This window comes from Mesorhizobium sp. A623 (genome assembly GCF_054489405.1).
Genome location: NZ_JBTMXB010000001.1, coordinates 314,922 through 327,771, shown reverse-complemented (window position 1 = coordinate 327,771; position 12,850 = coordinate 314,922). Strand labels below are relative to the sequence as shown.

Here is a 12,850-nt window from a genome sequence, read left to right as displayed (position 1 = left end):
TCCGGAAGCGGGAGCGAAACCCGCTTCACAGGAACGATTAGCCAGATGGAGGTGCGCTCCATCAGCCAAAGAGACGAAAATGCTGATCTGTCAGTGCAATATCATCACGCAAAAGGAAGTCGAGCAGGCAATCATCGCCCTGCTCGACCAGGACCGGTGGCAGCTTATCGTCCCGGCCAAGGTCTATCATTCGATGCACAAGCGCGGGCGCTGTTGCGGCTGCTTTCCAAATGTGGTGGAAACGATCATTCGGGTAACCGAGGCGTATCACGCCAAATCCGCGACGGACGGCGTGGATATCGTTACACACCTGGACCGTGTCAGGGAACTGCGCGTCCAATACGGGAGTACGACCCATGAAAGGCGAACCGCAAATCATCGAGCGGCTTAACGAAGCCCTTTTTCTGGAACTCGGAGCCGTCAATCAGTACTGGGTGCATTTCCGTCTGCTGGAGGACTGGGGCTACACCAAGCTCGCCAAGAAGGAGCGGGCAGAATCGATCGAAGAGATGCACCATGCAGACCGCCTTGTCGCCCGCATCATCTTTCTCGAAGGCCATCCGAACCTGCAGTCCGTCGCGCCGTTGCGCATCGGGCAGAACGTGAAGGAAGTGCTGGAATCCGATCTCGCGGGCGAATACGAGGCCCGTACCGCCTACAAGCGCTCGCGCGAGATTTGCAATGAACTGGGCGACTACGTGACCATGAAGCTGTTCGAGGAATTGCTGGCGGACGAGGAAGGGCACATCGACTTCCTCGAGACGCAGCTCGACCTGCTCGCTTCCATCGGCGACGAAAAGTACGGCCTGCTCAACGCCGACGCCGCCAACGAGGCGGAATAAGGACATGCGGGAATGCGGCGCATACTAGATTTTCTGCGCCGCGCGCGAGGTTCTTCCTTCTCTCCGTTTACGGGGAGAGGGTGTCACGAAGTGACAGATGAGGGGCAGCGCGTGCCACGCTCGCGTCGCCCCTCATCTGCCTGCCGGCATCTTCTCTCCGTTTACGGGGAGAAGCCCGCTATCTTCAGTCTTGCTGCCTTGTTTGGCACTGTTTTCCTATTTGCGGCATGGCCGGCCTTCGCCGACGGCCTTGCCACTACCCGATCCGACCTGACGCCGAAGGATCTGGCGCGGGTCGAGGCGGTCACCAAGCCGACCCGCGATTTTTCCAAGGCCGAGCAGTTCGAGCTGATGCAGGGCGGCGCCGGCACCTCGAAGAAGCGCGTCAACGCCGACGCCTTCTCGCATTCCTCGGCCAACATCAGCTTCGAGGAAGAAGGCACGTTCAAGCTCGGCAATGCGCTTTTCCGCAAGAACTGGGTGTCGTCGCCTTCCTCAACGCAGGCATCCGATGGGCTCGGGCCGCTGTTCAACGCGCGCGCTTGCCAGTCCTGCCATCTGAAGGACGGGCGCGGCCACCCGCCGGAAGCCAGTCTCGACGCCACCTCCATGTTCTTGCGCCTGGCGCGGGAGGCGGACACGGCGCAGGAAAAGGCGGCGGTCGCCAATCACGAAGCGCTCAATTTCCCCGACCCTATCTATGGCACGCAGTTGCAGGACCTGGCGGTACCGGGCCTGTCCGGCGAAGGCCGCATGCGCATAGACTATCACGAAATGCCGGTGACACTGGGCGACGGCACGACACTGTCGCTGCGCAAGCCGAGCTATTCGATCGACGACTTCGCCTACGGCCCGCTGGACCCACGCACCACCTTATCGCCGCGCATCGCCAACCCCATGATCGGTCTGGGGCTGGTTGAGCAGATCCATCCCGCCGACATCTTGGCGCACGCCGACCCAGACGACAGGGACGGTGACGGCATTTCCGGCAAGGCGGCCATCGTGCGCGATCCTGTCAGCGGCGACCTGACGCTCGGCCGCTTCGGCTGGAAGGCGCAGCAGTCGAGCGTGCGCGCGCAGTCGGCGGACGCGCTGGCGGGCGACATCGGTATTTCCTCGCCGGAAGCGCCGCGGCACTGGGGCGACTGCACGGCAGCGCAGGTCAACTGCCTCGCCATGCCGAACGGTGTCCAGCAACGTCTTGGCGAGACCGAAGCGCCGGTGCCGGTGATGGACCTCATCACCTTCTATTCGCAGAACCTGGCGGTGCCGGCCCGCCGCGCCATCGACAAGCCCGATGTGCTGGCCGGCAAGCAGGCGTTTTACGCCATGGGCTGCGTCTCCTGCCATACGCCGAAATTCGTCACGCGGCGCGATACGCCGAACAAGGCGCAGGCTTTCCAACTGATATGGCCATATTCGGACTTCCTGCTGCACGATTTGGGCGACGGGCTGGCCGACGGGCAACAAGTGGGCGATGCCACGGGCAGCGAATGGCGCACGCCGCCACTGTGGGGCATCGGCCTGACGAAAAAGGTCAACGGCCATACTTTCTTCCTGCATGACGGACGCGCCCGCGACCTCACCGAGGCAATCCTGTGGCATGGCGGCGAGGCGAAAAACGCCCGCGACCGCTTCGCCGCCGCCCCCGCCATTGAGCGCGATGCGCTGATCAAATTCCTGGAGTCGTTGTGATGTCGAAGCGGTTTCTCGCTCCGCGGCCCCTTGGGCTGGCTTTTGCGCTGGCCGCGCCGTTGCTGTTGCCGATGGTTCAGCCTGCCGCAGCCGCGGTGAAAGCAGCCGACGTCATCGGTGCGGCCATCGACGGCTTCATTCGACCCGCTTATGCCAGCCTGCACGATCATGCAGCGACCTTGACGACGACCATGCGGGCGCTTTGCGAAGCCCCCTCGCCGGGCAACCTCGTGAAAGCTCGCGCCGAATTTTCCGGCGCTGTCGAGGCATGGTCGACGGTCGAGATCATAACCTTCGGGCCGATCCGCGAGAATAACAGGCTCGAGCGGATGTTGTTTTGGCCCGACCGCAAATCGATAGGTCTCAAACAGGTGCAGGCAGCCTTGGCCGACAAGGATGCGACGGCGACCGATCCTGCCCGGCTTTCCGGCAAAAGCGTTGCTATGCAGGGGTTCGGGGCACTGGAATTCGTGCTCTACGGCACCGGCGCGGAAGCGCTGGCGACCAGCGACGATCCGTATCGCTGCGCCTATGGCGCGGCGGTTGCCGGCAATATCGAGACGATGGCCGGCGATGTCGCGGCGGACTGGGACAAGAAGGACGGGTTTGCCGAGCTGTGGGCCAATCCGGGCCCGGACAATCCGCTCTATCGCGACGGCAACGAGGCCGTCACGGAATTGATGGGCGTTTTCATCAACGAACTCGAGATGGTGCGCGACGTGCGCCTGAATGGCTTTTTCGGCGCCAACCCCGAGGCCGACAAGCCGAAGCAGGCGATCTACTGGCGCTCCGGCAACACCGCCGCTTCGCTCGCCGCCAATCTGGACGGCATGGACCGTCTGTTCACGGTTTCACGTGTCGGCGAGGCGCTTTCGCCGGAAGCCCGCTGGATGGCGGATTCGACCCATATCCTGCTCACCAACGGCGCGGCCGACGCGCGCGCCGTAACCGGACCAATCGGCGAGGCGCTGGCCGACCCGGCGCGTCGGGCAAAACTCGATCATTTCGCGCTGGTGACGAGTACGCTTTCCGGCCTGATCGGCACCCGCATGACCGCCGAGTTCGGCCTTACCGCCGGCTTTTCCTCGCTCGACGGGGATTGAGGTGCGCACGCCGTTGATCGATCGGCGCGATTTCCTGAAGGCCGCGGGCGCAGGCTTTGCGGCGGCACTTGCGCCGTCGGCATGGGCAGCGACGCTCGACACCGATGCCGTGTTCGCCACAGCCTTCGTCAAGCGCGACGGCAGCTACGGCGCGGGCATTCTCTCCGAGGCCGGCAAGCTCATCTATGCGGTTGAAATACCGGACCGGGGCCATGACGTAACCTTCGACCCGGTCACGCGGCGCTCGGTGGTTTTTCCGCGCAAGCCGGGCACCATCGCCGTCGTCTTCGACCACACCGGGCATGCCCAGCCGCTGACCATCGCCAGCGTTGCCGGCCGGCATTTCTACGGGCATGGAGTGTTCTCGCGCGACGGCACGGTGCTCTACGCGACCGAGAACGATTTCGACAATGCCGCCGGTATGATCGGTATCTACGATGCGCGCGACGGGTTTTCGCGCATCGGCGAATTTTCGACCCACGGCGTCGGGCCGCACGAATTGCTGCTGATGGGCGACGACCGTACGCTGGCCATCGCCAATGGCGGCATCGAAACGCATCCCGACTTCGGCAAGGCCAAACTCAATCTGGCGACGATGCAGCCTTCCTATGTGCTGATCGACCGCCTGTCCGGCGATCTCATCGAAAAGCACCAGTTGCCGCCGGACCTGAACCGGCTTTCCATCCGCCACATGGACGCCGACCACGCCGGCACGATCTGGTTCAGTTGCCAGTATGAGGGAGCGACCATAGACCGGCCTTCGCTGGTCGGGCGCGCCGCGCGCGGCAAGGACCTCGAATTGCTGGAAATGCCGGAAAAGGTGCTGAACGGCCTGCACAATTATATCGGCGCCATGGCCGCCAACCATGAGGCAGGGACGATGGCGGTGTCGTCGCCCGCCGGCAACAGCTATGTGGTCTTCGACACGAAAATCGGCAAGGTGGTTTCAGCCACCGACCTGACGGAAGTGTGCGGCATCGCGCCGGACCGCGAAGGCTTCATCGCCACCAGCGGGGCTGGCATGATCGTTCCGGCAGGCGGTGCCGGTATTTCCGAGCCGGACTATGTCTGGGACAACCACATGCACCGCATCGCGCAAGCGCGATAACGCCTTACGCCTAAGCGGCTCTCTTGCCGGCCAGCCGCGCCTTGATGCTGGCGATGTCGGCGCGGGGTGTGGCGGCAAACAGCGTTCTCGTATAGTCGTGCTTGGGGTCGGCAAAAACCTCGTCGCGAGAACCGTATTCCACCGCTTCGCCGAAATACATCACCATGACGTCGTCGGCGATGTAGCGCACGACGGACAAATCGTGACTGATGAACACATAGGTCAGTTGGAACTCGTCCTGCAAATCGGCCAGCAGGTTCAACACCTGCGCCTGCACGGAAAGGTCGAGCGCCGACACCGGCTCGTCCAGCACCAACAGCGACGGGTTCAGCATGAGTGCGCGGGCGATGGCGATACGCTGGCGCTGGCCGCCGGAAAACATGTGCGGATAGCGGTTGTAGTGTTCGGTTCCCAGCCCAACCTTTTTCAGCATGGCCATGGCAAGGTCGCGCCGTTCAGCGGCCGGCTTGCCAGTATTGATCTTGAGCGGCTCGCCCAGAATATCGCCGATCTTCTGGCGGGGGTTGAGCGATCCGTAAGGATTCTGGAAAACGATCTGCACCTTGCGGCGCATTTCCCTGGACAGGCTTTCCTTGGCGATGTCGATCTTGTGCCCGTCGATCAGCAGGTCGCCTGCGGTTGCGGGGTCGATCAACGTGATGATGCGCGCCAGGGTGGACTTGCCGCAACCCGATTCGCCGACGATGGCCAGCGTCTTGCCCTTCTCCACGCTGAAGGAAACGCCCTTGACCGCGTGCACCGTGCGCGCAGCACGAAACACGCTGCCGGCGACATGGTAGTCGCGCACGATGTTCCTGCCTTCGAGGACCGCCGTCATGATGCAGCTCCCGTGGCATTGGCGGCCGGTTCGAACAGCATGTCGGAGATGGTCGGCAGGCGATCGCCCGTAGCATTGTCCGGCAGCGCCGACAAAAGTGCGCGCGTGTAATTGCTCTGCGGGTTTTCGAACAGCGACAGAACGTCGGCCTCTTCCATCTTGCGGCCCTTGTACTGGACGATCACGCGGTCGGCCGTCTCGGCCACCACGCCCATATTGTGGGTGATCATGATCAGGCCCATGCCGTATTCGGCCTGCAGCGAAACCAGCAGGTCGAGAATCTGCTTCTGGATGGTGACGTCGAGCGCGGTGGTCGGCTCGTCGGCAATCAGAAGTTTCGGGTTGCAGGCGATGGCGATGGCGATCATGACCCGCTGGCACTGGCCGCCCGACATCTGATGCGGGAAAGAATTCAGCCGTTCGGCCGGTTCTGCAATACCCACCAGCGTCATCAGTTCGATGGCGCGGGCGCGGCGCTGGGCACGGTCCATGCCCATGTGGAAGCGCAGCACTTCCTCGATCTGGAAGCCGGCCGTGAAGCACGGGTTGAGGCTCGCCATCGGCTCCTGGAAGATCATCGAAATGTCCTTGCCGACGATCTTGCGCCGCTGCTCGGGCGTCAGCGCCAGAAGATCGATGCCATCGAAGGCCATGCGGTCGGCCTTGACCGTCGCCGAACTTGGCAGCAGCCCCATGACGCCAAGCATCGATACCGACTTGCCGGAGCCGCTTTCGCCGACGATGGCCAGCACTTCGCGCGGCTCGACCGACAGGTCGATGCCCTGAACCGCCATGAACGGACCGGTCGAGGTGTCGAACGAGACGGTGAGGTTTTTGATGTCGAGAAGGGGCATGGTCACGACCTCTTCAGCTTAGGGTCGAGCGCGTCGCGCAGGCCGTCGCCGATCAGGTTGATGGCCAGCACCGTAATCAGGATGGCGAGTCCGGGATAAGTGACAACCCAGGGTGCGCGCAGGATGAACTCGCGCGCGTTGGCCAGCATGGTGCCCCATTCGGGCGTCGGCGGCTGTGCGCCCATGCCGAGGAAGCCGAGGGCTGCCGCTTCCAGAATGGCGTTGGAGAACGACAAGGTCGCCTGCACGATGAGCGGGGCGACGCAATTGGGCAGGATGGTCACCAGCATCATGCGCAGATGGCTCGCGCCGGCCACCTTGGCCGATACCACATATTCGCGGTTCTTTTCCGCCATCACGGCGGCACGGGTCAGGCGCGCGAAGTGCGGTTGCAGGACCAGCGCGATGGCCAGCATGGCGTTGAACAGGCCAGGCCCGAGGATCGCCACCAGCACCAGCGCCAGCAGCAGTGAGGGGAAGGACAGGATGATGTCCATGACGCGCATGATCAGCGCGTCGACCCAGCCGCGGAAATAGCCGGCGAGCACGCCGAGGATGATGCCGCTGGAGAGAGAGAACACCACCACCATAAGGCCGATGAACAGCGAATAGCGCGCGCCGAAGATGAGGCGTGAAAGCATGTCGCGGCCAACGGCGTCGGTGCCCAGGATGAAGGTCGACTTGCCGCCTTCGCTCCACATGGGCGGCGTCAGCAGCGAATCGCGGAACTGTTCGTCGGGCAGATGCGGCGCGATCAGCGGCGCGAAGATCGCCGCAAGCACCAGCAGCGTGAACACCACGAGGCCGATGACGGCGCCGGTGTTCATCGAAAAATAGTGCCAGAATTCGGCAAAAGCGCGCTGGCGCGGGCCGGTCGGGACGGCGGCTGTAGCTTCGCCTGCGGACTGGTCGGTCATCTACTGCACCCTGATGCGCGGGTTGATGACGGCGTAGAGCACGTCGACGAGCAGGTTCACCGACATGACGATCAGCGCGATGATGAGAAGACCGCTCTGGACGACGACATAGTCGCGTTTGCCAATGGCATCGATCATCCACTTGCCGATGCCCGGCCAGGAGAAGATCGTTTCGGTCAAAATTGCGCCCGCCATCAGCGTTCCGACCTGCAGGCCGATGGTGGTGACCACCGGGATCAGCGCGTTGCGGAAAGCATGCAGGCCGATGACGCGGCGGGGTGCCAGGCCCTTGGCGCGGGCGGTGCGCACATAATCCTCGCCCAGCACCTCGAGCATGGCGGACCGCGTCTGACGCGCGATGACGGCAAGCGGAATGGTCGCCAGCACGATGGACGGCAAGATGAGGTGGCTGACGGCCGAGCCGAACGCACCGGGCCTGCCCGAGATCAGGCTGTCGATCAGCATGAAGCCGGTGACCGGCTTGAAGAAATACTGCAGGCCGATGCGGCCGGAAACAGGCGTCCAGCCGAGATAGCCGGAAAAGAAAATGATGAGCAGCAGACCCCACCAGAAAATCGGCATCGAATAGCCGGTCAGCGCCACGCCCATGGTTGCCTGATCGAACCACGAACCACGCTTGACGGCGGCGAAAATGCCAGCCGGGATGCCGATGGCCACGGCCAGGATGAGCGCGATGGTCGCCAGTTCGAGCGTTGCCGGAAACAGTACCAGGAACTCGCCCAGCACCGGGCGCTTGGTGGCGATGGAGATGCCGAAATCGCCGGTCAGCACGTTGCCGATATAGTTGAGATATTGCACCACATACGGCTTGTCGTAGCCAAAGCGGACGATCAGCTCGGCATAGCGCTCCGGCGAGACCCCGCGCTCGCCGGCCATTGCGAGGATCGGGTCGCCCGGCAGAAGCCGCACGAAAGCGAACGCCGCCAGCGAAATGCCGAAGACGGTCGGAATGATGAGGGCCAGCTTCTGGAGGAGATAACGGAGCATGTTCTTTAATAAAACGGCGGCGCCAGATGTCCAGCGCCGCCGTTCCTTATTTTGATTTCACCATCCTATTCGGTGACATCAACGCCGTCGAAGCGGTGAATGCCGAGCGGATCCATGACGAAGCCTACCACCTTCTTGTTCATGGGCATGAACACCTTTGAGTGGGCGATCGTCAGCCACGGAGCCTCACGCTTGAAAACGACCTGAGCCTCTTCGTAGATTTTGGTGCGTTCGGCGACATCCGTGGTGGCCTTGCCCTTCAGGAGCAGGTCCTGGAACTCCTTGTTGCACCAGATCGCGTAGTTGGACTGGCCGATGGCGTCGCAGCCGAGCAGGAACAGGAAGTTGTCCGGATCGCCATTGTCACCCGTCCAGCCAAGCTGGAAGGCGCCGTCGCGATCCTTGGCCTTGCCGCGTTCGCGGTATTCCGTCCACTCATAGCTGACAATCTCGGCCTTGACGCCAATCTTGGCATAGTCGGCCTGTATCAGCTCAGCCACGCGCTTGGCGTTCGGGTTGTATGGACGGCTGACCGGCATCGCCCAGATCTTCATGTTCAGATCCTTGACCCCGGCATCGGCCAGCATCTTCTTGGCCGCTTCCGGATCGTAGGGATCGTCCTTGACGTCCTTGTTGTAGGACCACATCGTCGGCGGGATCGGGTTGATGGCCACCTGGCCGGCGCCCTGATAGACCGCATCGATGATCGCCTGCTTGTTGACGGCCATGTTGAGGGCCTTGCGGACCTCGACCTTGTCGAAGGGCGGCATGGTCGTGTTGTAGGCCATGTAGCCGATGTTCAGGCCTTCCTGCTCATCCACATTGAGATTGGTGTCTGCTTGCAGGCCCTTGATATCGGCAGGTGCCGGATAGGACATGATATCGCATTCGCCGGCCATCAGCTTTTGCGCGCGCACCGCCGGATCTGGGGTGATGGCGAAGATCAGATCGTCGATCTTCTGGCGGCCGCCGTAATAGCCGTCCCATGCCTGATAGCGAATGACCGCATCGACCTGGTAATCGACGAACTGGAACGGACCGGTGCCGATCGGCTTTTGCGTGAACTGATCCTTGGTGCCGGCCTTTTCGAGCTGGTCGGCATATTCCTTGGAGACGATGGAAGCGAAGTCCATGCCAAGGTCGGGCAGGAAGGCGACTTCCGGCTTGTTGAGGACGAACTTCACGGTCAGATCGTCAACCTTGACGATCTCCTTGAGAAGGTCCGGGAAGCCCATGCCGGCGAAATACTCCCAGCCGGTGCCGGGCAGGTATTCGAACCACGGATTGTCCTTCTTCCACTGACGCTCGAACGAAAAGATGACGTCGTCGGCGGTGAGATCGCGCGTCGGCGTGAAATAGTCGGTGGTCTGGAACTTTACGCCGGGACGCAGCTTGAAGGTGTATTCCAACCCGTCATCGGACACGGTCCAGCTTTCGGCGAGGCCGGGTGCAATGGTGGTCTTGCCATGCTCGAACTCGACAAGGCGCGAATAGATGGTGCGCGAGGATGCGTCGAAATCGTTGCCGCCGCTCCACGGCGACGGATCGAAGCCGGCGGGCGAAGCCTCCGAGCAATAGACCAATTGCTTGGCCTCGGCCATGCCGCCCATGACGGTTGCAGCCAGCAAGGCGGCCGCAAAAGCCAGTTTCTTTTTCATTGAAGACTCCCTGATTTGTTTCAAGCCCTTTTTGGCAAGGCTTTCGAAGGCCGCATATAAGCACCATTCTTTTTGGAGTGGAACACCCTGCTTGCATTCCGCCCACAAAGCGAAAAATGATTTACTGGCACCGCATGACGCAGGATATTTTTCTAATTCCTGTCGTTTTGTCATATATCAATGGTCTTTTTTTCGCCATTTTCGCCTTGACCGTGCGTCGCCTCGGCAACCCTTGCAAGGATCGGGATAGTCCGCGATAGATAGGCGTCCGGCAAGGGAGGAGCGCGTGGCCAAGACGACAGCAAGGATCGGCTCGGCGAAAGACGAGGCACGAACCGCGCCTGCTCCCGCAAAGCACGCAGAAAAGGGCGCTTCGTCAAAAAAGGCACCCGTAAAGGCGGCCGTCGCCGGAACGAAGGCGACAACGGCTAAGGTGGCTGCAAAGCCCGCTGTAAAATCAATCCCACAGGCAGCCCGATCCAAAACGCAGACCGCCGCCGGGCGCGAGAAACCGTGGCTTGCCAGCTACCCGAAAAACATGCCGGCCGAGATCGGCGCGTTGCCGAGCGCTTCCATCGGCGAGTTGCTGGTGCGGGCTTGCAAGCAGTTTGCCGGCCAGCCCGCCTTCACCTGCATGGGCAAGAGCCTGACCTATGCCGAGCTTGAGCAGCAATCCCGCGCCTTCGCCGCATGGCTGCAATCGCGCGGCATCCAGAAGGGCGCGCGCGTCGCGCTGATGATGCCGAACGTGTTGCAGTATCTCGTCGCCATGATGGCCTGCCTACATGCCGGCTACGTGGTGGTAAACGTCAATCCGCTCTACACGCGGCGCGAACTGGAGCACCAACTCAAGGATTCCGGCGCAGAGGCGATCGTCATTCTCGAAAATTTTGCGACCACCTTGCAGGCGGTCGTCGCGCATACGGCGGTCAAGCATGTGGTTGTCGCCTCGATGGGCGACATGCTGGGTACGCTCAAGGGCGCGCTCGTCAACCTGGTGGTGCGGCGCGTCAAGAAGCTGGTGCCGTCATGGTCGCTGCCCGGCCATGTCAAGTTCAATGCCGCGCTGAAGTCAGGTAGCGCGATGAGCTTCAAGCCGGTGAAGACTGCAGCCGACGACATCGCCTTCCTGCAATATACCGGCGGTACGACGGGCGTCTCCAAGGGCGCGACGCTGCTGCACCGCAACGTACTCGCCAATGTCGCGCAACTGGCTCTGTGGGTGGAGGATGCCTACACGGTCAAGCCGAGGCCGGCGCATCTCACCTATGTCTGCGCGCTGCCGCTCTATCATATCTTCGCCCTGACGGTGAACGCACTGATGGGGATGCAGCAGGGCGCGCAGAACATTCTCATTCCCAACCCGCGCGATATTCCTGGCTTCGTCAAGGAGCTGCAAAAATATCCGGTCCATATATTCCCCGGCCTCAACACGCTGTTCAACGCGCTATTGAACAATGACGACTTTCGCAAACTGGATTTTAGCGCGCTGCGCCTCAGCCTGGGCGGCGGCATGGCCGTGCAGAAGGCCGTCGCCGACCGCTGGAAGGAACTCACCAAGAGCCACATCACCGAAGGCTACGGACTTTCCGAAACGTCGCCGGTGGCCACCGCCAATAAATGCTCGTCGCCCGATTTCACCGGCACCATCGGCCTGCCGCTGCCCTCGACCGAGATCGCCATCCGCGACGACGAGGGCAACGACCTGCCGCTGGGCGAGGTCGGCGAGATCTGCATCAAGGGTCCGCAGGTCATGGGCGGCTACTGGAACCGACCGGACGAGACCGCCAGGGCGATGACCGGCGACGGCTTCTTCAAGTCGGGCGACATGGGCTTCATGGACGCTCAAGGTTTTACCAAGATCGTCGACCGCAAGAAGGACATGATCCTCGTCTCCGGCTTCAACGTCTATCCGAACGAACTGGAGGAAGTCGTCGCCCAGCATCCCGGCGTGCTCGAAGTGGCCGCCATCGGCGTGCCCGACGAGCATTCGGGCGAGGTGCCGAAATTGTTCGTGGTCAAGAAAGACCCGAACCTGACGGAAGCCATGCTGATCGCCTATTGCCGAGAAAACCTGACCGGCTACAAGCGGCCTCGCTCCATTGAGTTCCGGACCGAATTGCCGAAGTCGCCGGTCGGCAAGATCCTGCGCAGAGCGCTGCGGGATACGACCACGGCCTGAAGCTGTGCGACGTGGGCCGAAGCGCCAAGGTCGCGGGTTCTAAGAACAAACATGCAGCGATCGGAGCGCGATATGCGCGCAAATCGTTCGGTTCCAGGAACACGATCGAAGGTGGAGGTGGCCTCCATCGAGGTCTTGCGACGACGAACCGGGCGATGCACCATATCCCTATAGGACGCGGCGGATTTTCGCGTTCAAGTTTGTTGAAAAGCCCTTGTGGTGGCCGACACCACTGCTGCCTTTTCGCCGCCTTGAACACAAAACCGACGCGAATGTCGGTCGATCCTACGGCAAGTCTCCGTAAAGGGGCGCCGGTTTCAGACTGTATGCCCGAAGGCACCTTGAGCGATAGCCGATCGTCCCCTGCTGCATTGGCGCGTCGTTCCTGTCGACAATGACCGGCCGCCGTGTTCGACAAACCCGCTTCGGCTTTGTCCTTGGGGCCAGGGGTCATTTCCCATTTCCCCCGTTGAAGCCTTGCGAAGCTTCCGCTAAGAAGCTGCGACCGTTCGGTTCGCCGACCGGTTCGTTTTCCGGATCTATCCGCCGATCCCGAAGGCACCCGTAGCTCAGCTGGATAGAGCGCTGCCCTCCGAAGGCAGAGGTCACAGGTTCGAATCCTGTCGGGTGCGCCAATAAAATCAA

General features: G+C 62.0%; 11 protein-coding genes and 1 tRNA gene. 7 read left to right on the top strand and 5 right to left on the bottom strand.

What is annotated here, in order from left to right; genetic code table 11:
• Positions 1-79: 79 nt before the first annotated feature.
• The 5 genes from ACX3P1_RS01705 (at position 80) to ACX3P1_RS01685 (ending at position 4,748) form a co-directional block, all read left to right on the top strand.
• On the top strand, positions 80-391 hold the full coding sequence (locus tag ACX3P1_RS01705; RefSeq protein WP_459077787.1) for a (2Fe-2S)-binding protein: 312 nt from the start codon (positions 80-82) through the stop codon (positions 389-391).
• The gene (bfr, locus tag ACX3P1_RS01700) at positions 357-842 is read left to right on the top strand and encodes a bacterioferritin (protein WP_459077786.1); all 486 of its coding nucleotides are present in this window, start codon (positions 357-359) and stop codon (positions 840-842) included. Before ACX3P1_RS01705 ends, bfr begins: the two co-directional genes overlap by 35 nt.
• Positions 843-1,040: 198 nt before the next feature.
• Positions 1,041-2,537, top strand: coding sequence for a di-heme oxidoreductase family protein (locus tag ACX3P1_RS01695; protein ID WP_459077919.1), 1,497 nt, complete (start codon positions 1,041-1,043; stop codon positions 2,535-2,537).
• The gene (locus ACX3P1_RS01690; protein ID WP_459077785.1) at positions 2,537-3,640 is read left to right on the top strand and encodes an imelysin family protein; all 1,104 of its coding nucleotides are present in this window, start codon (positions 2,537-2,539) and stop codon (positions 3,638-3,640) included. Before ACX3P1_RS01695 ends, ACX3P1_RS01690 begins: the two co-directional genes overlap by 1 nt.
• Before the next feature lies 1 nt (position 3,641).
• A complete protein-coding gene (locus ACX3P1_RS01685) occupies positions 3,642-4,748 on the top strand; it encodes a DUF1513 domain-containing protein (RefSeq protein WP_459077784.1) in 1,107 nt (368 codons plus the stop codon).
• Positions 4,749-4,758: 10 nt separating this feature from the next.
• On the opposite strand, the gene ACX3P1_RS01680 is transcribed toward ACX3P1_RS01685, so the two are convergent.
• The 5 genes from ACX3P1_RS01680 to ACX3P1_RS01660 all read right to left on the bottom strand — a co-directional run bounded on the left by ACX3P1_RS01680 (position 4,759) and on the right by ACX3P1_RS01660 (position 10,023).
• Positions 4,759-5,586: a dipeptide ABC transporter ATP-binding protein gene (locus ACX3P1_RS01680; RefSeq protein ID WP_459077783.1), complete on the bottom strand. Its 828-nt coding sequence runs from the start codon at positions 5,584-5,586 to the stop codon at positions 4,759-4,761.
• A complete protein-coding gene (locus ACX3P1_RS01675; protein ID WP_459077918.1) occupies positions 5,583-6,440 on the bottom strand; it encodes an ABC transporter ATP-binding protein in 858 nt (285 codons plus the stop codon). The genes ACX3P1_RS01680 and ACX3P1_RS01675 overlap by 4 nt, the downstream gene beginning before the upstream one ends.
• A gap of 2 nt (positions 6,441-6,442) precedes the next feature.
• Positions 6,443-7,357, bottom strand: a complete 915-nt coding sequence (locus tag ACX3P1_RS01670) for an ABC transporter permease subunit (protein ID WP_459077782.1) — start codon at positions 7,355-7,357, stop codon at positions 6,443-6,445.
• A complete protein-coding gene (locus tag ACX3P1_RS01665; protein WP_459077781.1) occupies positions 7,358-8,365 on the bottom strand; it encodes an ABC transporter permease subunit in 1,008 nt (335 codons plus the stop codon).
• A gap of 65 nt (positions 8,366-8,430) precedes the next feature.
• Entirely contained in the window at positions 8,431-10,023 is a 1,593-nt protein-coding gene (locus tag ACX3P1_RS01660; RefSeq protein WP_459077780.1) for an ABC transporter substrate-binding protein, read from the bottom strand.
• A gap of 286 nt (positions 10,024-10,309) precedes the next feature.
• Here ACX3P1_RS01660 and ACX3P1_RS01655 point away from each other — a divergent pair, with 286 nt between their 5' ends.
• Both ACX3P1_RS01655 and ACX3P1_RS01650 read left to right on the top strand, forming a co-directional pair.
• On the top strand, positions 10,310-12,205 hold the full coding sequence (locus ACX3P1_RS01655; RefSeq protein ID WP_459077779.1) for a long-chain-fatty-acid--CoA ligase: 1,896 nt from the start codon (positions 10,310-10,312) through the stop codon (positions 12,203-12,205).
• 558 nt (positions 12,206-12,763) lie between these two features.
• Positions 12,764-12,840, top strand: a tRNA-Arg gene (locus ACX3P1_RS01650).
• The last annotated feature ends 10 nt before the right edge of the window (positions 12,841-12,850 follow it).